Origin of the sequence: Pseudomonas sp. 1928-m (assembly GCF_029269135.1) — a bacterium.
In the GTDB taxonomy this organism is placed as follows: Bacteria; Pseudomonadota; Gammaproteobacteria; order Pseudomonadales; family Pseudomonadaceae; genus Aquipseudomonas.
On record NZ_JARIXO010000001.1, the window covers coordinates 1,735,462 to 1,759,823 of the forward strand.

The 24,362-nt window shown below is 59.4% G+C and carries 23 protein-coding genes; 17 read left to right on the forward strand and 6 right to left on the reverse strand.

Annotated elements, in window-relative coordinates; all coding sequences use genetic code 11:
• Positions 1–81: 81 nt before the first annotated feature.
• Complete coding sequence (locus P3C18_RS07825; RefSeq protein WP_275961258.1) at positions 82–840, reverse strand: DeoR family transcriptional regulator; 759 nt, start codon at positions 838–840, stop codon at positions 82–84.
• A 97-nt stretch (positions 841–937) separates the two neighbouring features.
• On the opposite strand from P3C18_RS07825, the gene ybaK reads away from it, so the two are divergent.
• The 3 genes from ybaK to P3C18_RS07840 all read left to right on the forward strand — a co-directional run bounded on the left by ybaK (position 938) and on the right by P3C18_RS07840 (position 3,926).
• Positions 938–1,408, forward strand: coding sequence for a Cys-tRNA(Pro) deacylase (ybaK, locus tag P3C18_RS07830; protein ID WP_275961259.1), 471 nt, complete (start codon positions 938–940; stop codon positions 1,406–1,408).
• A 209-nt stretch (positions 1,409–1,617) separates the two neighbouring features.
• The gene (gene glpK / locus P3C18_RS07835) at positions 1,618–3,105 is read left to right on the forward strand and encodes a glycerol kinase GlpK (RefSeq protein WP_275961260.1); all 1,488 of its coding nucleotides are present in this window, start codon (positions 1,618–1,620) and stop codon (positions 3,103–3,105) included.
• A gap of 44 nt (positions 3,106–3,149) precedes the next feature.
• A complete protein-coding gene (locus P3C18_RS07840; protein ID WP_275961261.1) occupies positions 3,150–3,926 on the forward strand; it encodes a transporter substrate-binding domain-containing protein in 777 nt (258 codons plus the stop codon).
• 34 nt (positions 3,927–3,960) lie between these two features.
• On the opposite strand, the gene P3C18_RS07845 is transcribed toward P3C18_RS07840, so the two are convergent.
• The gene (locus P3C18_RS07845; protein WP_346015628.1) at positions 3,961–5,184 is read right to left on the reverse strand and encodes a hypothetical protein; all 1,224 of its coding nucleotides are present in this window, start codon (positions 5,182–5,184) and stop codon (positions 3,961–3,963) included.
• A gap of 348 nt (positions 5,185–5,532) precedes the next feature.
• On the opposite strand from P3C18_RS07845, the gene P3C18_RS07850 reads away from it, so the two are divergent.
• Positions 5,533–6,333 (forward strand): PhzF family phenazine biosynthesis protein, encoded by an 801-nt coding sequence (locus tag P3C18_RS07850; RefSeq protein WP_275961263.1) that lies wholly within the window; start codon positions 5,533–5,535, stop codon positions 6,331–6,333.
• A gap of 4 nt (positions 6,334–6,337) precedes the next feature.
• Here P3C18_RS07850 and P3C18_RS07855 read toward each other — a convergent pair whose 3' ends face one another.
• Positions 6,338–7,444, reverse strand: coding sequence for an ABC transporter ATP-binding protein (locus P3C18_RS07855; RefSeq protein ID WP_275961264.1), 1,107 nt, complete (start codon positions 7,442–7,444; stop codon positions 6,338–6,340).
• The gene (gene argF, locus P3C18_RS07860; protein WP_275961265.1) at positions 7,441–8,361 is read right to left on the reverse strand and encodes an ornithine carbamoyltransferase; all 921 of its coding nucleotides are present in this window, start codon (positions 8,359–8,361) and stop codon (positions 7,441–7,443) included. The genes P3C18_RS07855 and argF overlap by 4 nt, the downstream gene beginning before the upstream one ends.
• Before the next feature lie 309 nt (positions 8,362–8,670).
• Between argF and P3C18_RS07865 the strand changes: the two genes are divergently transcribed.
• Both P3C18_RS07865 and grxD read left to right on the forward strand, forming a co-directional pair.
• Positions 8,671–10,779, forward strand: a complete 2,109-nt coding sequence (locus P3C18_RS07865) for a molybdopterin oxidoreductase family protein (RefSeq protein WP_275961266.1) — start codon at positions 8,671–8,673, stop codon at positions 10,777–10,779.
• A 120-nt stretch (positions 10,780–10,899) separates the two neighbouring features.
• Complete coding sequence (gene grxD, locus P3C18_RS07870; RefSeq protein ID WP_090387563.1) at positions 10,900–11,226, forward strand: Grx4 family monothiol glutaredoxin; 327 nt, start codon at positions 10,900–10,902, stop codon at positions 11,224–11,226.
• A gap of 243 nt (positions 11,227–11,469) precedes the next feature.
• Here the strand turns inward: grxD and bfr are convergent, their stop codons facing one another.
• Both bfr and P3C18_RS07880 read right to left on the reverse strand, forming a co-directional pair.
• A complete protein-coding gene (gene bfr, locus P3C18_RS07875) occupies positions 11,470–11,940 on the reverse strand; it encodes a bacterioferritin (protein WP_090248283.1) in 471 nt (156 codons plus the stop codon).
• 196 nt (positions 11,941–12,136) lie between these two features.
• The gene (locus P3C18_RS07880) at positions 12,137–12,355 is read right to left on the reverse strand and encodes a bacterioferritin-associated ferredoxin (RefSeq protein WP_275961267.1); all 219 of its coding nucleotides are present in this window, start codon (positions 12,353–12,355) and stop codon (positions 12,137–12,139) included.
• 386 nt (positions 12,356–12,741) lie between these two features.
• Here P3C18_RS07880 and flgB point away from each other — a divergent pair, with 386 nt between their 5' ends.
• The 11 genes from flgB (at position 12,742) to P3C18_RS07935 (ending at position 24,360) form a co-directional block, all read left to right on the forward strand.
• The gene (flgB, locus tag P3C18_RS07885; protein ID WP_275961268.1) at positions 12,742–13,149 is read left to right on the forward strand and encodes a flagellar basal body rod protein FlgB; all 408 of its coding nucleotides are present in this window, start codon (positions 12,742–12,744) and stop codon (positions 13,147–13,149) included.
• 15 nt (positions 13,150–13,164) lie between these two features.
• Entirely contained in the window at positions 13,165–13,608 is a 444-nt protein-coding gene (gene flgC / locus P3C18_RS07890) for a flagellar basal body rod protein FlgC (RefSeq protein WP_275961269.1), read from the forward strand.
• 25 nt (positions 13,609–13,633) lie between these two features.
• Positions 13,634–14,302, forward strand: a complete 669-nt coding sequence (gene flgD, locus P3C18_RS07895; RefSeq protein WP_275961270.1) for a flagellar hook assembly protein FlgD — start codon at positions 13,634–13,636, stop codon at positions 14,300–14,302.
• 43 nt (positions 14,303–14,345) lie between these two features.
• A complete protein-coding gene (gene flgE, locus P3C18_RS07900; RefSeq protein WP_275961271.1) occupies positions 14,346–15,662 on the forward strand; it encodes a flagellar hook protein FlgE in 1,317 nt (438 codons plus the stop codon).
• 206 nt (positions 15,663–15,868) lie between these two features.
• Complete coding sequence (locus P3C18_RS07905) at positions 15,869–16,609, forward strand: flagellar basal body rod protein FlgF (protein WP_275961272.1); 741 nt, start codon at positions 15,869–15,871, stop codon at positions 16,607–16,609.
• Between the two features lie 46 nt (positions 16,610–16,655).
• On the forward strand, positions 16,656–17,441 hold the full coding sequence (gene flgG / locus P3C18_RS07910) for a flagellar basal-body rod protein FlgG (RefSeq protein WP_090248273.1): 786 nt from the start codon (positions 16,656–16,658) through the stop codon (positions 17,439–17,441).
• Positions 17,442–17,562: 121 nt separating this feature from the next.
• Positions 17,563–18,303, forward strand: a complete 741-nt coding sequence (gene flgH, locus P3C18_RS07915) for a flagellar basal body L-ring protein FlgH (protein WP_275961273.1) — start codon at positions 17,563–17,565, stop codon at positions 18,301–18,303.
• An 11-nt stretch (positions 18,304–18,314) separates the two neighbouring features.
• Positions 18,315–19,418 carry a flagellar basal body P-ring protein FlgI gene (locus P3C18_RS07920; RefSeq protein ID WP_275961274.1) on the forward strand — a complete coding sequence of 368 codons (1,104 nt, stop codon included), beginning with the start codon at positions 18,315–18,317 and terminating at the stop codon, positions 19,416–19,418.
• A 13-nt stretch (positions 19,419–19,431) separates the two neighbouring features.
• Positions 19,432–20,604, forward strand: coding sequence for a flagellar assembly peptidoglycan hydrolase FlgJ (gene flgJ, locus P3C18_RS07925; protein WP_275961275.1), 1,173 nt, complete (start codon positions 19,432–19,434; stop codon positions 20,602–20,604).
• Positions 20,605–20,610: 6 nt separating this feature from the next.
• On the forward strand, positions 20,611–22,650 hold the full coding sequence (gene flgK, locus P3C18_RS07930) for a flagellar hook-associated protein FlgK (RefSeq protein ID WP_275961276.1): 2,040 nt from the start codon (positions 20,611–20,613) through the stop codon (positions 22,648–22,650).
• Between the two features lie 30 nt (positions 22,651–22,680).
• On the forward strand, positions 22,681–24,360 hold the full coding sequence (locus P3C18_RS07935; RefSeq protein ID WP_275961277.1) for a flagellar hook-associated protein 3: 1,680 nt from the start codon (positions 22,681–22,683) through the stop codon (positions 24,358–24,360).
• The last annotated feature ends 2 nt before the right edge of the window (positions 24,361–24,362 follow it).

Sequence of the window (24,362 nt, forward strand, 5' to 3'; positions counted from 1 at the left end):
CGAATAAACACGGCTTCGCCACCCCGAAATGCGCTTTCGCGCCCAGTGGTCGTTGATTTTTAAGCTAAGGCGGTAGGGGGCTTACACCAGGTCGAGGTGCACCTTGTGCTCGGCGAGCAGGCGGTTGATTGCAGCGGAAGGCGCGGCATCGGTGAACACCCGGTCAACCAGGGCCACCGAGCCCAGGCGCACCACGGCGTTGCGGCCGAACTTGCTGGAGTCGACGGCCAAAAAGACTTGGCGCGCATTGCTGATGATCGCCTGGGAGACCCGCACTTCCTGGTAATCGAAGTCGAGCAGGCTGCCGTCTTCATCGATACCACTGATGCCGACCAGGGCGAAATCGACCTTGAACTGCTGAATAAAATCCACCGCCGCCTGACCGACTACACCGCCGTCGCTGCGCACCGTGCCACCAGCCAGCAACACCTCGAAGTCCGCCTTGGCGCTGAGTTGGGCCGCCACATGCAGGTTGTTGGTAATGATCTTCAGGCCTTTGTGGCCGAGTAGCTCGCGGGCGATGGCCTCGGTGGTGGTGCCGATGTTGATAAACAGCGAGGCGTGGTTGGGAATCTGCGCGGCGATGGCGGCGGCGATACGTTGTTTTTCATCGCGCATCTGCCCGGCGCGCATGCTGTAGGCGGTGTTCTGTGTGCTGGAGCTTTCACTGGCTGCGCCGCCGTGGGTGCGACGCAGTAGGCCCTGTTCGGCGAGCTGGTTGATGTCGCGACGGATGGTCTGCGGGGTGACGGCAAACGCCTGGGCCAACTCGTCGATGCTGACATAGCCGCGTTCGCGGGCGAGTTCGAGAATGTCGTGTTGGCGGGGCGGCAGGGTCATGAAAACTCCTCGGAAGTGTGCGGCATTATAGGCTGTCGCCGCAGCCAATTTGCGGCTAAGGTACGCCAACTTTGTCAGATTGTTTTCACATTCGAACATGACTCCTGCCATTGATCTGCTGAAAAAAGCCAAGGCTGTGCATCAGGTGCACAGTTACCACCACGATCCCAAGGCGGCTTCCTATGGCCTGGAAGCGGCGGAAAAGCTCAATCTTGAGCCCGCTCAGGTGTTCAAGACCCTGCTGGCTGCCAGCGAGAAGGGCGAGCTGCTGGTCGCTGTAGTGCCGGTCGCTGGTACGCTGGATCTGAAAGCCTTGGCGCATGCCGCCGGGGTGAAGAAAGCCGATATGGCCGACCCCGCTGCAGCGCAGCGCGCTACCGGTTACCTGCTCGGTGGCATCAGTCCCCTGGGGCAGAAGAAGCGTTTGCGTACCTTTATCGATGAGTCGGCGCAGCAATTTCCGAATATCTACGTCAGCGCCGGGCGGCGTGGGCTGGAAGTGCAGCTGGATGCTGTGGTGCTGGCGCAGCTGACGCAGGCTTTGTTTGCATCTATTGGTCGCGGCTAGCAGGCTGTTGAAAAACTACCTGCGTTGCCGATACGGCGTTAAAAACAGGCTCAAAGTGCTCATTTACAGCAGTAAAGTCCGCCTTTTCGCCTGTTTGACCAGCCAGAGGCTGTTACTAACGTAGCGCCTTGTCTCGGCTGCCTCGCTTACGTTTTTCAACGGCCTGCTAGTCGTTCAACTTTTAAACTTATAAAAACAAGGAAATTTGCATGTCTCATTACCTGCTTGCCATCGACCAGGGCACCACCAGCAGCCGGGCGATTGTCTTCAGTGCCCAGGGCTTGCCCGTGGCGCGCGCGCAGCAGGAGTTCAAGCAGTATTTCCCCCAGGACGGCTGGGTTGAACATGATGGTGAAGAGCTGTGGCTGAGCACCCTCAAGGTCTGCCGTGAAGCGCTCAAGCAGAGCGGTCTGAGTGCCAGTGATGTGGCCGCGATTGGCATCACCAATCAGCGCGAAACCACCCTGGTGTGGGATGCGCAGACTGGCACGCCGATCCATCCGGCGATTGTCTGGCAAGACCGCCGTACCGCTGACTACTGCGCTGAGCTTAAGGAAGCCGGGCATGAAGCCGCGGTAGCGGCCAAGACCGGGTTGCTGATTGATCCATATTTCTCGGCCACCAAGCTGCGCTGGATTCTGCATAAAGTGCCCGGCGCCCTTGAGCGTGCCGAGCGCGGTGAGCTGCGTTTTGGCACCGTGGACTCGTTCCTGCTGTGGCGCCTGACCGGCGGCAAATCGCACAAAACCGATGCCAGCAACGCCTCGCGTACCCTGCTGTTCAATATCCACACCCAGCAGTGGGATGAGGAACTGCTCAAGCTGTTCGAGATTCCCGCTAGCCTTTTGCCCGAAGTGCTCGATTGCGCCGCTGATTTTGGCGTCACTGACGGCAATTTGCTCGGCGCGGCCATTCCGGTGCTGGGTATGGCCGGTGACCAGCAGGCGGCCTTGATCGGTCAGGCCTGTTTCGAGCCGGGGATGGTCAAGAGTACCTACGGCACCGGCTGCTTTATGATCCAGAACACCGGCAGCGTGCCGGTGATCTCGAAAAACCGCCTGCTCACCACGGTCGGTTATCGCCTGAATGGCCAGGTCACCTATGCGGTGGAGGGCAGCATCTTCGTCGCTGGCGCCGCCGTGCAGTGGCTGCGCGACGGCATCAAATTGATCAGCCATGCCCGTGATACCGAGGCCATGGCCGAGCAGACCGGTGATGCCTGCGGCGTGTACCTGGTGCCGGCCTTTACCGGCCTGGGGGCGCCGTACTGGGACCCGAAAGCCCGTGGCGCGATCTTTGGCCTGACCCGCGATACCGGGATCAAGGAAATCGTCACCGCCGGCCTGCAGTCAGTGTGTTATCAGACCCGTGACCTGCTCGAAGCCATGCGCCAGGACGGCGCAGCTGAGCCGAGTGCGCTGCGGGTCGATGGCGGCATGGTGGAGAATAACTGGGTCATGCAGTTTCTTGCCGACATCCTCGGGGTGCCGGTGGAGCGTCCGGAAGTCACGGAAACCACAGCGCTCGGCGTGGCCTACCTGGCCGGCCTGCAAGCCGGGCTATACAAGGATTTGGCGAGCATTGCCCGGCATTGGCACCGTCAGCAGCGGTTCGATCCGCGCATGGCGGACAGTCATCGCAGCAAACTCTATGACGGGTGGCTGGATGCGGTGAAAAGGGTGCGCAGCGAAGGCTGAGGGTGGTAAAACTCCCTGCAACCTTATTGGTCTTGGAGCCCTGCATGTCGATATGCCGTCAGCTGGTCGCTCGTGGATTGTTACTCACGCTGCTGGGTTCTGTCGGCTGGGCGCGGGCAGAAACGCTGGTGATTGCTGGGGATATCTGGTGCCCGGTGAATTGCCAGCCAGGCTCCGAGCGGCCGGGCATTTTCGTTGAGTTGGCGCGGGAGATCTTTGCCGAATCCGGTATCGAGGTGCAGTACCAGGCGCTGAATTGGGCGCGTACTCTGCAGCAGGTGCGCCGCGGCCAGCTGAATGCGGCCATCGGTGCGGGCGTTGAGGATGCGCCGGATTTTCTCTTTGGCTCTACCCCCGTGGCGTCGTCGCGTAGCTGCTTTTTTACCTTGCCGGATTCCACCTGGCACTTTAGCGGTACTGAATCACTCGCCGAGCAACGCCTGGGGGTCATTAATGACTACAGCTATGGCGATGAACTGAACACGTATATCGCCTTGCACCACGGTGACAGCGAGCGCATCCAGATTGCCGCCGGTGATACGGCACTGGCCTTGAACATCGGCAAGCTGATGCACGGCCGGGTGGATGTAGTGCTGGAAAACGCCTGGGTGATGCAGGCCATGCTGGCCAGCCAGGGGCGGGAGGGGGCGTTGCGTGAGGCCGGTTGCCGCGCTCCGGATGTGCCGATCTACCTAGCGTTCTCCCCAGCGCTGGAATCCAGCCCACGCTATCTCGCGTTGTTCGAGCAGGGGGTGCAGCGCTATCGGGCCAATGGCCGTTTGCAGCAGCTGCTGCAGACCTATGGGGTGGGCACGCCCTGAGTCGAAAACGGCCCCGTTGCCGGGGCCGCGAGCATCAGTAGCTGTATTGCACTTGCAGCCAGGTTTTGTCGGTATCCACGGCAAAGTCGTCGGCGTCGTAGCTGGCGTATTTGACCAGCCCGACCAGGCCCTTCACGCCAGGAATTGGGTGGGCGTAGGACAGGTTGATCTCCTCGCCGTACTGGCTGCTGCCTACGTCGGCGCGAAAGTCGTGGTACCAGGCCTGCAGAGTGCCGCCGAGCAACGGTGCAGTGACGCCGGCATAGGCATCCTTAACGCCGCCTGCAGGCGTCAGCAGAAAGACATCGGCCCAGCCCTGAAAGGCATGCTTGGTCGCCAGTGGTGTCTGGAAGGCGCGATTGCCTGGGCCCGCGTCGCCGCCGAGTACTTCATAGCCAGCCTTAAGCGCCACGCCCTTGAGGTTGTAACCGAGTTCGGCCAGGTAGTAGTCGCTGTCCAGATCCAGCGGGTTGTCGGCGTATTCGCTCTGCTGCGCATATTCCAGCACGTAGCTGACGCCTTGGATGGCGCCGTTGAGGCGTAGGCCGGTGGTCTTGCTCGACTGGCTGCCGGCGGTCAGGTTGTCCAAACCCAGGCGGTACTGGTAAGCGGTGGCGGTCAGCTCTGGCATAAGTATGTACTGAGCGTTAAGCAGGTGGCTGTGACCCTCGATATTGGCCGGATTGGCGGCAGTGTCGTAGCGGCCATTGCCGGGGCCGAAGACGGTGTTGATGTTGTCGATATAGGCGTAACTAAGGGTCAGGCCTTCCAGCGGTTTGAGCTGTGCCAGGGCGCCATCGTAGGTTTGTTCGTTCTGCCGCCAGGCCACGCCACCGACGAAACGCTGGTTGTCCAGGTTGATGCGCTGGCGGCCGAGTACCGCGCTGCCGTACTTGTGGTCATAGCGCAGCAGGGCCTGATTGATTTCGCTGCCATCCGGGTCGGCAACCACCGAGTACTCGCTTTGTCCATTGCGGGTTTCGTTGTAGCTGGCGTCACCGATACGGCTGACGTTGTCGGCCTCGATCTGCGCCGACAGGCCGTACCACTTGCCGCTCTGCACGCCGACGCGGGTGCGCAGGGTTTGCGCGTTGGCGTGCTTGAGGGCGTTGTCCTGGTCGACATGCTCATAGCGGTAGCGCGCATCGAGGATCGGCTTGGCCTCGCTGAACAGGTTGCTGAAGGATTCTTCGGCAAAGGCGGCGTGGCTGAGGGCGGTGCCGGCAATGGCCAGCGACAGCAGGGACAGTTTCATCATGCGCATAGCGGTCTTCCTGTAAGCCAAAAAACGCAAAAAAAAACGCCACAGCGCCCATGTCTCGAAAGGAGAGGGGTGCTATGACGTCGTTGTCGGTTGAGTGGCAGACACGCCGTTGTGCTGACCGGGGTAGCTCATAGCAGGCGGCGTGCCAGGATTTATAAGTTGCTGATTTATTACGATTTAGTGAATTTTTAAGAACCTTTGGCGATTAACCGGTGCACTGTCGCTGCCCGGCATGCATTCGGACAGTGCAGCTGTACCGGCGCAATTGTCGGCCGCTGTAGTGGGCGCACGTTGGCGCGCTGCGGCATGCTCTGCGCCATCACTGATAAGGAGCGTCGCCCCATGCAGCTTGAATTTCACCAAGTCGATGCCTTTGCTACGCAGCCGTTTACCGGCAACCCGGCGATGGTTTATCGCCTGGACAGTTGGCTTGACGACGCGCTGATGCAGCAGATTGCCGCCGAGCACAATCTGGCGGAAACCGCCTTTGTAGTGAAGGAAGGCACGGCCTGGCATATCCGCTGGTTTACCCCAACGGCGGAAGTGCCGTTGTGTGGTCACGCCACCCTGGCCAGCGCCCATGTGCTGTTCGAGGTCTACGGCGAGCCGGGTGATGTGCTCGATTTCACCTGCCTATCCGGCGCACTGCGGGTCAGTCGCGCAGGCAGTAGGCTGGTATTGGATTTCCCCGTGCGCCGGGCGCAGCCCTGCGACTTACACGCAGAGGTTGAGCAGGCGCTGGGCCTGCCAGTAGAAAGCGTGCTGGCGCTGCATGAAGGGCAGGGGATTCAGGAGTTGCTGGCGATTCTGCCGAGCGAGGCCGCGGTGCGGGCTTATCAGCCTGATCTGGCTGCAGTGGCCAAGTTGCCGGGGCTGGGCTTGCTGATCAGCGCGCCTGGCGAGCAGCACGATTTCGTCTCGCGTTACTTCGCCCCCTCCATCGGCATCAATGAAGATCCGGTGACCGGTTCGACCCACTGCATGCTTACGCCTTACTGGACGCAGCGCCTGGACAAGTCCCAGCTAAGTGCTTTTCAGTGTTCGGCGCGTGGCGGCGAGTTGCACTGTGAGTTGGCTGGTGAGCGAGTAAAGATCGCCGGCCAGGCGCTGTTGATTGCCAGTGGCCGGCTATTTTTGCCGTAGCCGCTTAGCTGTCGCTGCTGTAGCGGCGTACCCCCGACTCCCCCAGGTTTACCTGGGCGGCAATGCTACCCGGAGCGGGGAATACCACCAGATGGTCGGCGGCAACGCGAATGCCGACCTGCTGGCCGGGCAGGTGGTCGGCGTGGCTGGGGAAGATTGACTCCAGCTGGCTGCCGGTGGGTAGTTGCAGGCGGTACAGGGTCGCCGCACCGAGGAAGGTTTTGCCGACGATCAGCGCCTTTTGCGTGCTGTCCGGATCGTAGACGATGTCGTCCGGGCGCAGCAGTACATCCACCGCACTGCCGGTCGGCCAGGTGTAGGCGCGGTTGCCGCGAATCAGGCCCAGTTCAGTCTGCACCGAGTCCGGGCTGAGCAACTGGCCGCGAATAAAGTAGCCCTGGCCGATAAAACTGGCGACAAAGGGCGTTAGCGGCTCGTGGTAGAGGTTGAACGGGGTGTCCCACTGTTCCAGCTTGCCTTCCTTGAACACGCCGACGTGATCGCTGACGGCAAAGGCTTCTTCCTGGTCGTGGGTGACCAGAATCGCGCTGGTGCCACGGGCTTTGAGAATGTCGCGCACTTCATGGCTCAAGCGCCGACGTAGCTCGCCATCCAGGTTGGAAAACGGCTCATCGAGCAGCAGCAATTGCGGTTCCGGGGCCAGGGCGCGGGCCAGGGCTACGCGTTGCTGTTGGCCGCCGGACAGCTCGTGCGGGTAACGTTTGCCGAGGTGGCCGAGTTTGACCAGCTCCATCAGCTCCTGGGTAACCCGCTCGCAATTGGATTGCTTGCGGATGCCGAAGCCGATGTTCTCCGCCACGCTCAGGTGCGGGAACAGCGCGTAATCCTGGAACACCATGCCGATTCGGCGTTTCTCCGGGGCCAGGGTAAAGCCGGCCTTGGAGATAACCTGATCGGCCAGTTGAATCTCGCCCTCCAGCACCGGCTCGAAACCGGCAATCGCCCGCAGCGTGGTGGTCTTGCCGCAGCCCGAAGGGCCGAGCAGGCAGCCGATATCACCGGCATTCAGGTGCAGGTTGAGGTTCTGCACCACCTTGTGTCCGGGGTAGCCGCAGCTCAGCTCGCGCAGGTTCAGCAGGGCTTGGCTCATGCGTGGTGGTACGCCGGCTCAACCAGGAATTCGAGCAGCGCCTTCTGTACATGCAGGCGGTTCTCGGCCTGGTCCCAGGCAGCCGAACGCGGGTCGTCGAGCAGATCTTCGCTGATTTCCTCGCCACGGTGGGCAGGCAGGCAGTGCAGGAACAGCACGTCTTCTGCGGCGGCGTCGAGCAACGCACGGTTGACCTGATAGGGCTGGAACAGCTTGAGGCGTTCGGCGGCTTCGTCTTCCTGGCCCATGGAGGCCCACACGTCGGTGCTCACCAGATGGGCGCCAGCAACGGCAGCGCGCGGGTCGCGGAAGATCTGCACACGCTCGCCCGCAGCCGCGAGGAACGTAGCGTTCGGCTCGTAGCCCTCGGGGCAGGCAACGCGCAGCTGGAAGTCGAACTGCATGGCCGCTTCTATATAGGAGTTGCACATGTTGTTGCCGTCGCCGATCCAGGCCACGGTCTTGCCTTTGATGCTGCCGCGCTGCTCCTGATAGGTCTGCATATCGGCGAGCAACTGGCATGGGTGCAGGTCATCGGACAGACCGTTGATCACCGGTACGCGCGAGTTGGCGGCGAATTCGGTGAGGGTGCTGTGGGCGAAAGTGCGGATCATCACCGCATCGAGCATGCGCGACATCACGATGGCGGCGTCGCCAATCGGCTCGCCACGGCCCAGTTGGGTATCACGCGGCGAGAGGAAGATGGCCTGGCCGCCAAGCTGGATCATGCCGGCTTCAAACGACAGGCGGGTGCGGGTCGAGGCCTTCTCGAAGATCATGCCCAGTACGCGATTCTTCAGCGGCTCGAACAGCACGCCGCGGTTGCGCAAGTCCTTCAGCTCCATGCCGCGGCGGATCAGGCTCACCAGTTCGTCCGGTGTGCAATCCATCAGCGAGAGAAAGTGTCTTGCGCTCATCGTTAACTACCTTTTGACAGCTGGGCGCAGGTTCAATGGCCTAATTAAATAGAAGAAACGGCAGAACCTACGGCTGGGGGGCCGCACTATGCGACGAAACGGGGAAGTCGCGATCTTATAAGCAAACGCCGATCAGGCGCAAATTGCCTGCTGCTTTCAGGCGCGTGGTGTTGGCGCGGGAACCATTTATCTGCTGACCTGATGCCGCGCAATTCACGTAGCGAACCCTGCTGGCGCAGGGTGCGACCAGCCGCCATAGTCATGCCTTTACGGTGCTCAGCGCATCGCGTTAAAACAAGAGGCTCGGCCATGACCAAAACCCTCCACCACCGTGCATGCCATCTCTGCGAAGCCATCTGTGGCCTGACCATTGAAACCGAAGTGCAGGACGACGGTTCCATGCAGATCCGCTCGATCAAGGGCGATGCCCAGGACAGCTTCAGTCGTGGCCATATCTGCCCCAAGGCAGTAGCGCTGCAGGATATCCAGAGCGATCCCGACCGCCTGCGTCAGCCCATGCGCCGTGTCGGCAATGAGTGGCAAGCCATCGAGTGGGATGAAGCCTTCGAGTTGGTGGCCGAGCGCCTGAGTACGATCCAGACGCGGCATGGGCAGAACGCCGTGGCGGTGTATCAGGGCAACCCGAGTGTGCATAACTATGGCCTGATGACCCACAGCAACTACTTCCTCGGCCAGCTGAAAACCCGCAACCGCTATTCCGCCACCTCGGTCGATCAGCTGCCGCATCACCTGACCAGCCACCTGATGTATGGCCATGGCCTGCTGATACCGATTCCGGATATCGACCACACCGACTTTATGCTGATTCTCGGTGGCAACCCGCTGGCGTCCAACGGCAGCATCATGACGGTGCCAGATGTGGAGAAGCGCCTGAAGGCCATCCAGAAGCGCGGTGGCAAACTGGTGGTGGTTGACCCACGGCGTAGTGAAACAGCCGCAATTGCTGATCAGCATGTGTTCGTCCGTCCGGGGCAGGATGCTGCGCTGCTGTTCGGCTTGCTCAATACCCTGTTCGAAGAAAACCTGGGCCGCGCCAGTCATCTGGCCGTCGATGGGTTGGATGAAGTGCGCCAGGCGATTGCCGGCTTTACTGCCGAAGCCATGAGCGCCCGCTGTGGCGTGCCGGCATCAACGATTCGCCAGTTGGCACGCGATTTTGCCGCTGCCGAGTCGGCGGTGTGTTACGGCCGTATGGGCGTCTCCACTCAGGCTTTCGGCACGCTGTGTCAGTGGCTGGTGCAGCTGATCAACCTGGTCACCGGCAACCTTGATCGCGTCGGCGGCGTGCTCTGCACCGAGCCGGCCGTGGACCTGGTTGCTTCAACCTCTGGCGGGCATTTCAATCGTTGGCAAAGCCGCGTATCCGGCTTGCCGGAGTACGGCGGTGAATTGCCGGTGTCGGCCCTGGCCGAGGAAATGCTTAGCGAGGGCGAAGGGCAGGTGCGCGCGCTGGTCACTGTGGCGGGCAATCCGGTGCTGTCCACGCCCAATGGCCGGCAGCTGGAGCAGGCGCTGGATGGCTTGGAGTTTATGCTTAGCATCGACTTCTATATCAACGAAACCACCCGCTATGCCGACCTGATCCTGCCGCCGACCGGGCCGCTGGAACACGATCACTACGACACCACCTTTAATATGTTCGCGGTGCGCAATGTCACTCGCTTCAATGAGGCGGTGCTGGCCAAGCCGGCCGGCGCGCTGCATGACTGGGAAATCTTTGTCGGCCTGGCCAAAGCTTTTGCCGCCAAGACAGGCGTGGAGCTTAAACCGACCATGGCTCCCGAGCAGATGATCGACATGGGACTGCGCTTTGGCAGCTACGGCGACAAGTCGGAACATAAGCTGTCTTTGGCGGTGCTGCGCGAGCACCCGCATGGCCTCGATCTGGGCGCGCTCAAGCCCAACCTAGTCGGCCGCTTGAAAACCGCTAACAAGCATATTCAGGCGGCGCCAGCGGTGATCATGGCCGACTTGCAGCGCTTTGCTGAACAGCCAGCGGCCAAGGCCGATGAGCTGCTGCTGATCGGTCGACGCCATGTGCGCAGCAATAACTCTTGGATGCACAACTATCACCGCCTAGTTAAAGGCAAGCCGCGTCACCAGTTGCTGATGCACCCGGCGGATCTGAGCCAGCGCGGGTTAACCGATGGCCAACTGGTGCGCGTGCGCTCGCGGGTCGGGGTCATTGAGGTGGAAGTAGCTGCCAGTGAAGACATGATGACCGGCGTGGTCAGCCTGCCGCACGGTTGGGGTCATGCGCGGCCTGGCGTACAAATGAGCATCGCCAGCGAACAACCAGGTGCCAGCGCCAATGACCTGACCGATGAGCGGCAACTCGATGCCCTGTCCGGCAATGCTGCGCTAAATGGGGTGCCGGTGCAGGTTGAAGCCGCTTGAGCAGCTGATATTTGGCATAGGGAAAGTGGCAGGGAAGGCCGAGCATTGCGCTCGGCTTTTCGCTACAATGCCGCCACCGTGCCGACCCGTGAGTCGGGAAGTTAAGTCCTGAGGTGCCCAATGGATATCATCGAAACCATCAAAGAGCAGATCGCTAAAAATACCGTTCTGCTGTACATGAAAGGCTCGCCGAACGCTCCGCAGTGCGGCTTTTCCTCCAAAGCTGCGCAGGTTGTGATGGCCTGTGGCGAGAAATTCGCCTATGTCGACATCCTGCAAAACCCGGAAATCCGCGCCAACCTGCCTAAGTACGCCAACTGGCCGACCTTCCCGCAGCTGTGGGTTGGTGGTGAACTGGTCGGCGGCAGCGACATCCTCGCGGAAATGTTCGATAAGGGTGAGCTGCAGACCCTAATCAAAGACGCCGTGCAGAAAGCCGACGCCTAAGCTAAGCAGGCTGCATAAACAACAAACCCCGCCAAGTGCGGGGTTTGTTGTTTATGGCGCAGTGTTTTGCGCCATAGAACCTGTTTCACGATCTAGCGAGCTAGAGTCCTGCAAGGCGCTACGTTAGTAACAGCCTCTGGCTGGTCAAAGCGGCGAGGAAGCGGAGTGTACTTTTGTACATGAGCATTCCGAGCCTGTTTTTAACGCGGCAGGGCCGACGCGCAGCAGATCGTAAGCAGGTTCTTATTCGTCCATCTGCGACTGCAGGTAGTTCTGCAAGCCCACGGCCTCGATCAGGCTGAGTTGGGTTTCCAGCCAGTCGATGTGGTCTTCTTCAGAGCAGAGGATTTCTTCGAGCAGCTCGCGGCTGGCGTAGTCACCTATGCTTTCGCAGTAGGCAATCGCCGCTTTCAGGTCGATATGCGCTTTGTGTTCGATCTTCAGGTCGCACTCGAGCATTTCCTTGGTGTTTTCACCGATCAGGATCTTGCCGAGGTCTTGCAGGTTGGGCAGGCCTTCGAGGAAGAGGATGCGCTTGATCAGCTTGTCCGCATGCTTCATCTCGTCGATGGACTCGTGATACTCGTGCTCGCCGAGTTTCTTCAGGCCCCAGTCCTCATACATGCGTGCGTGCAGGAAGTACTGGTTGATCGCGACCAGCTCGTTACCGAGGATCTTGTTCAGATGCTGGATGACCTTCTTGTCGCCTTTCATGTCTGCGTCTGCCTTGCAGGGGAGTTAGCATCAAATTCTGGGCCGATGGTTTTCGACTGTCAAACCTAAGTATTTGAATTTAAAGTTAAAATTAATATGAATACGAATGCTTAAGTTCTGCGCTTTGTCGCTAAGGTATTGAATTAAAGCAATAAAAAAACCGGACACGAGGTCCGGTTTTTTTATATCGCTAAATTCAGGCGGCAACAAAGTTCGCCGGGTAGGCCATGGCTGCCTGGCTGTTTTGCACGTCGCTCAGTGTTTCGCGGACCACTTGCTTGGCCAGGCAGGCGCATTTGCCGCATTGGCTGGCAACGCCGAGGGTGGCGCGCACGTCACGGTAGCTGCAGCAGCCTTCGTAGATGGCTTCGCGGATCTGACCGTCAGTAATACCTTCGCAGAGACACACGTACATGGTTAAGGCTCGTGGCAGGGCAGTGGCTAATGCGACGGATACTAATGTTAATGAGAATGCTTGTCAAAACTGTGTGTGGTTGATTACGGATTGCCTGACGGGCGGTGGCGAGGTGGTCGCGGTTGGTGGCGGGTAAGGGGTTACAGCCCATGCTGATTAGCCAACGCCACCCAGCCTGCCACTGAAATTGTCCGCGTGAGCGGCAATTAGGCAAACCCGTTTGCCGCTTGCTTGCCCATAGGCGGAAAGCGCTTGCCGCTTTGCCGCTCTGAGCACTGTATTTATCAATCAAACTATTGATAAATAAGTAAAAAATAATATGGCACAGGCATTGCTTATGGTCTTGCACGGAAAGTAGCAACACCAACCGGCAAAGGTTTCTGACCATGAGCATCAGTTTCGATCGGGCACTCGGCATCCATGAACAAGCACTGGGCTTTCGCGCTCAGCGCGCCGAGGTGTTGGCCAACAACATCGCCAACGCCGACACGCCGCACTACAAGGCGCGTGACCTGCAGTTCGCCACCGTACTGGCCGAGCAAAGCGCTAAAAGCCAGCGCGGCCAGGTGAGCCTGAATCGTACTGACAGCCAGCATATCCCGGCTGATGGCGTGATGGTCGGGGATGCCAGCCTGGCGTACCGCACCCCGTTCCATCCCTCGATTGATCAGAACACCGTTGACCTGCAGATCGAGCAGTCCAATTACGCGGAAAACTCGGTGCAGTTCCAGGCCAGCTTTACCTTTCTCAATAGCAAATTCAAAGGGCTGGTCAGCGCCCTGCGCGGCGATTAATAGGAGCCTGATGCCATGTCACTAGCCAGTGTTTTCAACATCGCCGGAACCGGTATGAGTGCCCAGAGCACTCGCCTGAATACCATTGCCAGCAACATCGCCAACGCCGAGACAGTCTCCTCGAGCATCGATCAGACCTACCGTGCGCGGCATCCGGTGTTCGCCACCATGTTCCAGTCGGCGCAGAACGGCGACCGTGGTTCGCTGTTTGCCGATCAGGACAATGCCGGGGTTGGCGTGCAGGTCTTGGGTGTGGTCGAGGATCAGAGCAGCCTGATGCCGCGCTATGAGCCGAACCATCCTGCAGCCGATGCCGGCGGCTATGTGTATTACCCCAATGTCAATGTGGTGGAAGAGATGGCCGACATGATTTCTGCCAGTCGGGCCTTTCAGACCAACACTGAAATGATGAACACCGCCAAGCAGATGATGCAGCGCGTATTGACCCTCGGTCAGTAAGCCAACGGAAAAGGAGTGCAACCCCATGAGTACTGTTGGCGATGTCAGTGGTTCGGCGCTGGATCAATACCAGATCAAGAACGAGACCAAGACGAATAAGGACCTGGGCAAGAATGAGTTTCTCAACTTGCTGGTTGCCCAGTTGAATAACCAGAACCCGCTGGAGCCGCAAGGCAATGGTGAGTTTATCGCCCAGCTGGCGCAGTTCAGTCAGGTTGAAGGGATCGAGAAGCTGAACACCAGTATGGGTTCGCTGCTCACCGGTTATCAGTCGTCCCAGGCGTTGCAGGCGTCCTCGCTGGTCGGGCGCAAGGTGATCATCCCGAGTGATAAGGCGGTGGTCGATACCAGCGAGAGCTTCAAGGCCAGTCTGGTGCTGCCGGTTAGCAGCAGCAACGTCTACGTCAATATCTATGACAAGGCCGGCTCTGCGGTGGGCCGAGTCAACCTGGGTGAGCAGGCGGCCGGCAATGTCAGCTTTATCTGGGATGGCAAGGATGCCAGCGGCAATCTGTTGCCGCCCGGCACTTACAAGTTCGAGGCGCAGGCCACCTACGCCGATGGCACCAAGGGGCTTTACACCATGCTGCCGGCCAACGTCGACAGTGTGACCTTGGGCGGCAAAGAGTTGATGTTGAACCTGGCGGGGCTTGGCAGCGTGCCAATGTCGCAGGTCCAGGTGATCGGTCAGTAACTAACAGGTTTTAGCCGCCGGCTGTCCGGCAAAGGAGTCTTCCATGGGTTTCAATATCGGTCTTAGCGGTCTGCGTGCCGCGACCAGCGACCTTAACGTGACCGGTAACAACATCGCCAACGCCGGCACTGCGGGCTTCAAGCAGTCGCGTGCTGAGTTTGCCGATGTCTATGCGGCGTCTGTATTGGGCTCTGGCTCGAATCCGCAGGGCAGCGGTGTGCTGCTCGGTGATGTGTCGCAGCTGTTCAATCAGGGCAATATCAATTACACGCAGAATGCCCTGGACCTGGCGATCAACGGCAACGGCTTCTTCCAGACCAGTAACAATGGCGAAGTGAGCTACACCCGTGCCGGTTACTTCGGTACCGACCGTGATGGCTTTATGGTGAACAACTTCGGTTATCGCCTGCAGGGCTATGCAGTGGATGCCAATGGCAATTTGCAGAATGGCATCATCAACGATTTGCGTATCGAGACTGCCAGTCAGGAGCCTCGCGCAACCGAGAGTCTTGAACAGGTGTTCAACCTCAACTCGACCAATAGTGTGCCGACTACCGTACCGTTCAATCCGTCGGACCCGACGACCTATAACTCGTCGACCTCAACCAATATTTACGACACCCAGGGTAACTCCCACGTATTTACCCAGTACTTCCTCAAGACGGGTCCCAATACCTGGCAGATGAACGTATTGATCGATGGGCGTAACCCGGATGATCCGACGCTGACCACGCCTTCGTCAGTGGATCTACAGTTCACCACGGCCGGGCAGTTGGATATTCCCGCCTTGATCGCCTCAACGCCGACCGGTTTCACCGTTGACGCCAATGGTCTTATCAATCTGACCACCTGGGTGCCGGCAGCGCCGGACAATTCCATCCCGCCTGTATGGAGTGGCAACGGCGCTACTGCCAGCGCTGCGGGTGTGGCTGTTGATGTGCGCGCCTCAACGCAGTTTGCCAGTAACTTTGCGGTAAACCGGGTCAGCCAGGACGGTTACACCACCGGTCAATTGGCTGGGTTGGAAATCGATGACACCGGGGTGATCTTTGCCCGCTACACCAATGGTCAATCCAAGGTGCAGGGGCAGGTGATTCTGGCCAACTTCGCCAACGTGCAAGGGCTGACGCCGGTGGGCAAGACTGCCTGGGTGCAGTCCTTCCAGTCGGGCGAGCCGGTGGTGGGGACGCCGCGTAGCGGTACCCTGGGCGCCCTGCAGTCTGGTGCGCTGGAGGACTCCAACGTTGAGCTGTCGGATCAGCTGGTCAATCTGATCGTGGCGCAGCGCAACTACCAGGCCAACGCCAAGACCATTGAAACCGAAAGTGCGGTGACCCAGACCATTATCAACCTGCGTTGATAAGTGTTGCCTGCGACAGGCAAGCGCCTGTCGCAGGCGGCAAAAGTACGCCGCGATGATATTTAGAAGGCTCCATGTGGAGCCTTTTTTGTTTTTTAAAACCTATTTAAATCAATAAGTTAAATTGATTTTTCGAGTGATGGCATAGGCATTGCTTTATAGCTTGTATAGAGCAGCGCGGCGGCAAGCCCACTCGGAGAATTACCATGGACAAGATGCTGTACGTTTCCATGACTGGCGCCCACAACAACACCCTGGCCCAGCGTGCCCACGCCAACAACCTGGCAAACATCACCACCAATGGTTTCCGTCGGGATTTCGAACAGGCGCGTTCCATGCCGATCTTTGGTGACAGTTATCCGTCGCGGGTCTACGCCATGAGCGAACGCCCTGGCACTGATTTCACCCCAGGCTCGCTGCAGGAAACCGGTCGTGATCTGGATGTGGCAGTTGGCGGCAAAGGCTGGCTGGCCGTGCAGGCGTCCGATGGCAGCGAAGCCTATGTGCGTACCGCCAGCTTGAACGTCGATGCCCTGGGTGTTTTGCGTACCGGCAATGGCTTGCCGGTGATGGGCAACGCCGGGCCGATTGCGGTACCACCAGAGCAGAAAATCGAAATCGGCAAGGACGGCACCATCAGCATTCGCGCCCTTGGCGAGGCACCTAACGTGCTGGCTGAGGTGGACCGGTTGAAGCTGGTCAACCCGGACCTTAAGCAGATGGAGAAGGGCACCGACGGCCTGATCCGCTTCAAGGGGCAGGGCCCGGTGCTGGCGGATGCCAATATGGAAATCACCTCGGGCTTTCTCGAATCAAGCAACGTCAACGCCGTGGAAGAGATGACCGCGATCCTCTCGCTGTCCCGCCAATTCGAATTGCAAGTGAAGATGATGCGCACCGCCGAAGACAATTCGGCGGCCATGGCGCGCGTCTTGCAGATGACCTAATTATCAGCACGCGGCGTCGTTAAAACGGCGCCCGAGGAGAATCGATATGCTTCCGGCACTGTGGGTCAGCAAGACCGGTCTGTCCGCTCAGGACATGAACCTGACCACCATTTCCAACAACCTGGCCAACGTTTCGACCACGGGCTTCAAACGTGATCGCGCCGAGTTCGAGGATCTGCTGTACCAGATCCGTCGTCAGCCTGGTGGCCAGTCCAGCCAGGACAGCCAGCTGCCGTCCGGTTTGCAACTGGGTACCGGTGTGCGGGTGGTGGGTACGCAGAAGATCTTCACTGCCGGTAGCCTGCAAACCACCGAGCAACCGCTGGATATGGCGATCAACGGCCGGGGTTTCTTCCAGGTGTTGCTGCCTGACGGCACGGTGTCCTATAGCCGCGACGGCAGCTTCCACCTCAATTCCGATGGCCAGGTGGTGACATCCAACGGTTATGCCCTGGAGCCGGCCATCGTGCTGCCCAACGAGGTACGCACCTTTACCGTGGGTGAAGACGGCACCGTGTCGGTTACTACTGCCGGCAACCCGCAGCCACAGATCGTCGGCAACCTGCAGACCGCTGACTTCATCAACCCGGCGGGTCTGGAAGCGATCGGCAACAACCTGTTTCTGGAAACCGCTTCCAGTGGCGCGCCGCAGGTCGGTACGCCTGGCCTGAACGGCCTGGGCACCACGCTGCAGAACACCCTGGAAAACTCCAACGTCAGCGTGGTCGAAGAGTTGGTGAACATGATCACCACTCAGCGCGCCTATGAAATGAACTCCAAGGTCATTTCCACCGCTGACCAGATGCTCGGCTTTATTTCGCAGAATCTTTGATAGGTAGGGCCGGTTAGTCGCGCAGCGTCTGGCCTGGCTTTGGATACAGCAAGGAATAGCTTGAACTGGCACTGGTGGCTCACGTTACACGCCACCCCAGGCAACGCATGAGGTAGTAGATATGAACCGGCTGATAATCATAAGTGCACTGCTTGGCCCCCTGGCTTTGAGTGGCTGCATGGCTCCCGCGCCTAAGCCGGATGACCCCTATTACGCTCCGGTGATGCCGCGTACACCGCTGCCAGCGGCGCAGAATAATGGCTCGATTTACCAGGCCGGTTTCGAGAACGGTCTGTTCGGCGACCGTAAGGCGTATCGCGTGGGTGACATCATCACCATCACCCTGAATGAGCGCACCCAGGCCAGCAAAAATACCAACAGCCAGATCAACAAAGACAGTTCGGCCAACATCGGTGTGCCCAATCTGTTTGGTATGACGGTGTCTCCGCAGAATCCATTGACGGCCATTGGCGGCCTGGGGCGAGTAGCCGAAGGTCTTGGTATGACTGCGGATAACCTGAGTTTGGGCTCAAACTTCGATGCTACGCGCTCTGCTGATGGATCCGGCGCGGCCGGGCAGAGCAATAGCCTGACTGGCTCGATTACCGTGTCAGTCGCCGAGGTGATGCCCAACGGCATTCTGCTGGTGCGTGGGGAAAAATGGATGACCCTGAATACCGGCGATGAGCTGGTACGGATTGCCGGCCTGGTCCGTGCTGATGACATTGCCACTGACAACACGGTTTCCTCGACCCGCATTGCCGATGCGCGCATCACCTACTCGGGCACTGGCGCCTTTGCCGATGCAAGTCAGCCGGGCTGGATGAGCCGTTTCTTTCTTAGCCCAATGTGGCCGTTCTGAGGATGGCCACCATGACCCTTTCCAAATACCTAGTGGTTGTAGCCGCCTTGCTGGTGGCTTCGCTGGCTCAGGCCGAGCGGCTTAAAGACCTGGCCAGCATCCAGGGTGTACGCACTAACCAGTTGATTGGTTATGGCCTGGTAGTCGGCCTTAATGGCAGTGGCGACCAGACCACGCAGACGCCGTTCACCGTGCAGACTTTCAACAACATGATGGCGCAGTTCGGCATCAAGGTGCCGCAGGGCGGCAACGTGCAGCTGAAGAACGTGGCGGCGGTGTCGATCCATGCGGATCTGCCGGCGTTCGCCAAGCCCGGGCAGACCATCGACATCACCGTGTCCTCTATCGGTAACGCTAAGAGCCTGCGCGGTGGCAGCCTGCTGATGACGCCGCTCAAGGGGATCGACGGCAACGTCTACGCGATTGCCCAGGGCAACCTGGTGGTCGGCGGTTTTGATGCCGAGGGCGGTGACGGTTCGCGGATTACCGTCAACGTACCGTCGGCTGGGCGCATTCCTGGCGGTGCGACGGTCGAGCGGCCGGTGCCAAGCGGTTTTGATCAGGGCAATACGCTGACGCTCAACCTCAATCGTCCGGATTTCACCACCGCCAAAAATATTGTTGATCACATCAATGAGCTGCTTGGCCCAGGTGTGGCCCAGGCGGTCGACGGTGGCTCGATTCGCGTCAGCGCGCCGCTTGATCCGGGCCAGAGGGTGGACTACCTGTCGATTCTGGAAAACCTAGAAGTCGAGATCGGCCAGGCCGTGGCCAAGGTCATCATCAATTCGCGCACCGGCACCATCGTTATAGGCCAGAACGTGCGCGTGCAGCCTGCCGCAGTGACCCACGGCAGCCTGACCGTAACCATCACCGAAGACCCGATTGTCAGCCAGCCGGAAGCACTGTCTGGCGGCCAGACCGCCGTGGTGCCGCGCTCGCGGGTGAATGCTGATGAAGAAGCCAAGCCGATGTTCAAGTTCGGTCCCGGGACCACGCTGGATGAAATCGTCCGCGCGGTGAATCAGGTAGGCGCTTCGCCTTCCGACCTTATGGCCATCCTGGAGGCGCTGAAACAAGCCGGCGCTCTGCAGGCTGACCTGATCGTGATTTAAGGGAGCGCACGCTATGGACTCTCGCCTATCAGCCGGTTTGCTCGGCGGCACCAGCACCGTCGACAGTGGTGCCTATAACGATCTCAATCGCCTTAACCAGTTCAAGGTCGGCGGCGACAGCGAAAAGAACATCAAGAAAGTGGCTCAGGAGTTTGAGTCGCTGTTCCTCAATGAAATGCTCAAGGCCATGCGCTCGGCCAACGAAGCGTTCGGTGAAGGCAACTTCATGAACAGCAACGAGAGCAAAACCTACCAGGACATGCACGACCAGCAGCTGTCGGTGACCCTGTCCAATCACCAGAACGGCATCGGTCTGGCCGATGTGCTGGTGCGGCAGATGTCGAAGATGAAGCAGGCGGATAGCCGACCCAATCCATTTGCTCAGGTCAATGAGCCGGTGCCGAATGCGCCGAGCAAACCACTGGCCAAAGTCGACAGCGCGCGTGACGACACCTCGCTGATCAACCAGCGCCGTCTGTCTCTGCCGGGCAAACTGACTGACCGTTTGCTGGCGGGTATCGTGCCGTCGGCTACCGCCGCTGATGGCCAGTCATTGGCGCAGAACGACTGGATTCCCGCCAAGGCCTTTGCCGCACCCGCCGATACTGCGCTGGGGCTCAACGGTATGGACGCGATCACCGGTCGGCGGATTGCCCAGCCGCCACTGGCGCCGGGTAAAGCCGCGTTCGGCTCGAAGGATGAGTTTATTGCCGCCATGTTGCCGATGGCCGAGAAGGCTGCCGAGAAGATTGGTGTCGACCCGCGTTATCTGGTGGCCCAGGCCGCGCTGGAAACCGGTTGGGGCAAGTCGATTATTCGCCAACAGGACGGCACCAGCAGCCACAACCTGTTCGGCATCAAGACCCACAACAGCTGGGAAGGTGACTCGGCGCGGGTGCTGACCACCGAGTTCAAGGGCGGCAAAGCGGTCAAGGAAGCGGCCTCGTTCCGCGCCTATGACTCCTTCGAACACAGCTTTAACGATTTTGTGAGCTTCCTGCAGGGCAATGGCCGCTACGAGAAAGCCCTGGCCAGTACTGACAAACCCGAGCAGTTCGCCCGTGAGTTGCAGAAAGCCGGGTATGCCACGGACCCGCAGTACGCCCGCAAGATCGCCCAGATAGCGCGGCAGATGCAGACCTATCAATCAGTCGCGGCCGTCAGTACGCCGTCCACCAACGGATGATGAAACATGGCTGACCTACTCAGTATTGGCCTCTCCGGGCTGTCGGCGAACAAGACCTCGCTGGCGGTGACTGGCCATAACATTGTCAACGTCAACACGCCGGGTTTCTCACGTCAGGAGACGATCCAGGCCACGCGCATTCCGCAGTTTAGCGGTGCCGGCTATATCGGCTCGGGCACTACCCTGGTTGATGTGCGGCGCATCTATAACGAGTTTCTCAATACCCAGGTGCGCAGCAGCACGGCGCTCAACAGTGATACCCAGAGCTACCTGGGGCAGATCAATCAGCTCGATTCGTTGCTGGCTGGCAGCACCACGGGTATCAACCCGGGGTTGCAGAAGGTTTTTGCTGCGCTGCAAACCGCCGCCGAAGACCCGGCCAATATTCCGGCCCGGCAGCTGGCGTTGTCCGAGGCTGAGGGTTTGGCCAAGCGCTTCAATACCGTGTACGACCGCTTGTACGAACAAAACGCCTTTATCAACAAGCAGCTGTCGGCGGTGACCGATCAGATTAACCAACTGGCTACCTCGATTGCCGGCTACAACGATGCCATTGCGGTTGCCGCCTCCAACGGTCAGCAACCCAACGATCTGCTCGACGCTCGCGAAGAAGCAGTGCGCAAGCTGTCGACCTTTATCGGTGTGACGGTGGTGGCGCAGGATGACAACAGCTACAACCTGTTTGTCGGCTCGGGCCAGCCCTTGGTGGTCGGCAGCCAGGCCTCGCGCCTGGAGGTGGTGCCGGGTTTATCCGACCCGCTGCGCAGTGAGGTGCAGTTTGTCAGTGGCAACTCGCGCCAGGGCATTACCTCGCTGATTACCGGCGGTGAGATGGGCGGGCTGATCCGTTACCGTGAAGATGTGCTGGACACCACGTTGAACTCGGTTGGCCGCTTGGCACTGGCAGTCACTGATCAGGTCAACCGCCAACTGGGCCAGGGCCTGGATCTCAATGGTCAGTTTGGTAATGGCCTGTTTCGTGACCTCAATGACCCCATTCTGATTGGCCAGCGCAGCTTGGCGCGTGTCGGTAACAGCGATACCACGGCCAACCTCAATGTGCTGATTGAGGACACCACCCAGCTGACCACCAGCGACTATGAGGTGGAATTCACCAGTGCCACGGATTACACCGTACGGCGCGTCAGTGACGGCACCAGCTTTGGCCCGTTCGACATTACCGTGGTCCCGGCGGCGGAGTTTGACGGCGTCTCGCTGAACGTGGCCAGTGGCACCTTTGCCGCCGGTGACCGTTTCCGGGTGATGCCGACGCGCAATGCCGGCGAGTCCATCCGTGCGGATATGAAACGGCCGGAGGAGCTGGCCTTTGCGGCGCCGCTGAAATCGCAGACCAGCCCGGCGAATATCGGCACCGGGGTGATCAGCCAGCCGACCTTGCTGACTGAAATCGATATTTATGACCCGGTGGCTCAAGCCGATCTGGAAACCAGCCTGCGCAATGCGCCGCCGCTGCGCATCGTCATGGGTGCCGGTGGGGGCGCCACTCAGGGGTATGACGTCGTCGATATCAACGGCAACGTCATTGATACCGGGGTGATTGTGCCCGGGCAGAACAACAAGCTGACCATCACCGTGCCTGCGACTGCCGGCCCACCTGCGGTGCCGGTGCCTTTCGACTATGAAGTGACTATCAGCGGTCGGCCGCAGGGTGGCGACAATTTTTCGGTTTCCTTCAACACCAATGGGGTGTCTGATAACCGTAACGCTTTGAAGCTGATTGATCTGCAAAACCGTACGACCATTGGTATCAACCCATTGGCGCCGGCGACCACCGGCTCAAGCTTTACCGATGCTTACGGCGATCTGGTGGAGCGGGTGGGTACCCTGACCAGTCAGGCACGGGTCGATGGCGAGGCCACTGGCGCTATTCTCAAACAGGCCACCAATAACCGTGATTCGATTTCAGCGGTCAACCTCGATGAGGAAGCGGCCAAATTGATTCAGTTCGAGCAGTACTACCAGGCATCGGCACAGATCATTCAAGTTGCCCGCAGCCTGTTCGATACACTGATTAACACGTTCTGACGCGCCGTCTAGAACTTCGAGGTTAGTTTTATGGTGATGCGCATCTCTTCGATCCAGGCCTTCAATAACGGTGTCAGTGGCCTTGGGCGCAACTATGCCAACCTGATTCGCACCCAGGAGCAGATCAGCAGCGGTAACCGTATCCTCACCCCGGCCGATGATCCGGTAGCCTCGGTACGCCTGCTGCAACTTGAACAGCAGCAGGCGCTGCTGGGCCAGTACAAGGAAAACCTCACCGCAGCGAAGAACAGCCTGACCCAGGAAGAAACCACCATCAAATCGGTGGTCAACGTTCTGCAGCGCATCCGCGAACTGGCGGTGCAGGCCGGCGGCGGTGCGCTGTCAGCCGATGACCGTAAGTCGATTGCCAAGGAGCTGAGTGAGCGCGAGGGCGAGCTGCTCAATCTGATGAACAGTCGTAACGCCCGTGGCGAGTACCTGTTCAGTGGCTTTCTTGGCAAAACCGAACCCTTTCTGCGTAACCCCGATGGCACCTATTCCTATCAGGGCGACGAGGGCCAGCGCAGCCTGCAGGTAGCCGGCTCAAGTAGCGTGGCGATCAACGATAACGGCAAGCGCCTGTTTGAAGATGTAAGCAATGCCAATCGGATTATCAATGCGCTTGGCGTCAATAACGCCGCCTTACCGACTCCGCCATTACCGGCCACCAACATTCCAGCGTTGCCAGCGGCAGATCAGCGGGTATTTATGTCGCCTGGTCTGGTGCAGGACAACCAGACGTTCAACAGTAGCTTTCGTGCAGGTGAGCCCTATTCGCTAGCCTTCGTCAGCGGTAAAGAGTTTCGCATCTATGACAGCGCCGGCGCTGACGTCACATCTGAGGTGCCAGGTGGTGGTTTGATTGACCCCCTCGTCAGTGGCGGCAATACCATCAACTTTCGCGGCATGCGCTTCCAGTTGGATGTGGTGTTGCAGCCTGGGGACAACGAGCTGGATCTGGACAACCTGTTGGCCGACACCGCTACGCCGGGAACTCCTGGCATCAATACCCATAGTTTCACCCTGCAGTCGGCGCCGACGGACTTTGCCGTCAACCGTTCATCAACCAACAACTCGGCTGCAATTGTTGCTCCGGCAGGTATCAGCAACCAGGCAACCTTTGACAGCCAGTTTCCGACTTCCGGGGTTGTCCTGCGCTTTACCGACGACACGAACTATGAGGTCTACTCCCAGCCGGTTGGGCCGGGTAGCCCGGTACTCGCCACAGGTACGGTTGCTGGGCCTTACCCGGCCACCTTCAGCGTGTTCGGCGCTGATTTCACACTGTCCGCTCCTGCGGCGGTTGCCGGTGGTGACGAGTTCGGCCTGCAGCCACAGTTTCAGGAACAACGCAGCATCCTCAACACCATCAGCCGCCTGCGCCAGGCGCTTGAGTCTTCGCCGACCTCACCGGCCGGTAACCTGGGGGTGCGTAACGAGGTAGCGATTGCCTTGACTAACCTGGACAGCGGGATGGGCAAGGTGCTGGAAGTGCAGACGGAAATCGGTGCACGGATGAACCTGATCGAAACCACTGAAATCGATAACGAGGATGTCACCCTGGTCAACAAGTCGGTACAGGCCGACCTGCGCGAACTGGATTACGCCGAAGCGCTGTCACGCTTGTCATTTCAGACCATCATTCTGGAGGCTGCGCAGCAGAGTTATGTGAAGATCGCCGGGCTGAATCTGTTCAATCAGTTGCGTTGAGC

What these genes read in the sequence shown, in the direction of transcription:
- P3C18_RS07880 (WP_275961267.1), bottom strand. Translation starts at nt 12,355, where the DNA reads ATGTACGTGTGTCTCTGCGAAGGTATTACTGACGGTCAGATCCGCGAA.
- P3C18_RS07845 (WP_346015628.1), bottom strand. Translation starts at nt 5,184, where the DNA reads ATGATGAAACTGTCCCTGCTGTCGCTGGCCATTGCCGGCACCGCCCTC.
- flgH (WP_275961273.1), top strand. Translation starts at nt 17,563, where the DNA reads ATGAACCGGCTGATAATCATAAGTGCACTGCTTGGCCCCCTGGCTTTG.
- P3C18_RS07865 (WP_275961266.1), top strand. Translation starts at nt 8,671, where the DNA reads ATGACCAAAACCCTCCACCACCGTGCATGCCATCTCTGCGAAGCCATC.
- P3C18_RS07935 (WP_275961277.1), top strand. Translation starts at nt 22,681, where the DNA reads ATGGTGATGCGCATCTCTTCGATCCAGGCCTTCAATAACGGTGTCAGT.
- flgE (WP_275961271.1), top strand. Translation starts at nt 14,346, where the DNA reads ATGGGTTTCAATATCGGTCTTAGCGGTCTGCGTGCCGCGACCAGCGAC.
- grxD (WP_090387563.1), top strand. Translation starts at nt 10,900, where the DNA reads ATGGATATCATCGAAACCATCAAAGAGCAGATCGCTAAAAATACCGTT.
- P3C18_RS07850 (WP_275961263.1), top strand. Translation starts at nt 5,533, where the DNA reads ATGCAGCTTGAATTTCACCAAGTCGATGCCTTTGCTACGCAGCCGTTT.
- bfr (WP_090248283.1), bottom strand. Translation starts at nt 11,940, where the DNA reads ATGAAAGGCGACAAGAAGGTCATCCAGCATCTGAACAAGATCCTCGGT.
- ybaK (WP_275961259.1), top strand. Translation starts at nt 938, where the DNA reads ATGACTCCTGCCATTGATCTGCTGAAAAAAGCCAAGGCTGTGCATCAG.
- P3C18_RS07905 (WP_275961272.1), top strand. Translation starts at nt 15,869, where the DNA reads ATGGACAAGATGCTGTACGTTTCCATGACTGGCGCCCACAACAACACC.
- glpK (WP_275961260.1), top strand. Translation starts at nt 1,618, where the DNA reads ATGTCTCATTACCTGCTTGCCATCGACCAGGGCACCACCAGCAGCCGG.
- P3C18_RS07920 (WP_275961274.1), top strand. Translation starts at nt 18,315, where the DNA reads ATGACCCTTTCCAAATACCTAGTGGTTGTAGCCGCCTTGCTGGTGGCT.
- P3C18_RS07825 (WP_275961258.1), bottom strand. Translation starts at nt 840, where the DNA reads ATGACCCTGCCGCCCCGCCAACACGACATTCTCGAACTCGCCCGCGAA.
- argF (WP_275961265.1), bottom strand. Translation starts at nt 8,361, where the DNA reads ATGAGCGCAAGACACTTTCTCTCGCTGATGGATTGCACACCGGACGAA.
- flgG (WP_090248273.1), top strand. Translation starts at nt 16,656, where the DNA reads ATGCTTCCGGCACTGTGGGTCAGCAAGACCGGTCTGTCCGCTCAGGAC.
- P3C18_RS07840 (WP_275961261.1), top strand. Translation starts at nt 3,150, where the DNA reads ATGTCGATATGCCGTCAGCTGGTCGCTCGTGGATTGTTACTCACGCTG.
- flgB (WP_275961268.1), top strand. Translation starts at nt 12,742, where the DNA reads ATGAGCATCAGTTTCGATCGGGCACTCGGCATCCATGAACAAGCACTG.
- flgK (WP_275961276.1), top strand. Translation starts at nt 20,611, where the DNA reads ATGGCTGACCTACTCAGTATTGGCCTCTCCGGGCTGTCGGCGAACAAG.
- flgJ (WP_275961275.1), top strand. Translation starts at nt 19,432, where the DNA reads ATGGACTCTCGCCTATCAGCCGGTTTGCTCGGCGGCACCAGCACCGTC.
- flgD (WP_275961270.1), top strand. Translation starts at nt 13,634, where the DNA reads ATGAGTACTGTTGGCGATGTCAGTGGTTCGGCGCTGGATCAATACCAG.
- P3C18_RS07855 (WP_275961264.1), bottom strand. Translation starts at nt 7,444, where the DNA reads ATGAGCCAAGCCCTGCTGAACCTGCGCGAGCTGAGCTGCGGCTACCCC.
- flgC (WP_275961269.1), top strand. Translation starts at nt 13,165, where the DNA reads ATGTCACTAGCCAGTGTTTTCAACATCGCCGGAACCGGTATGAGTGCC.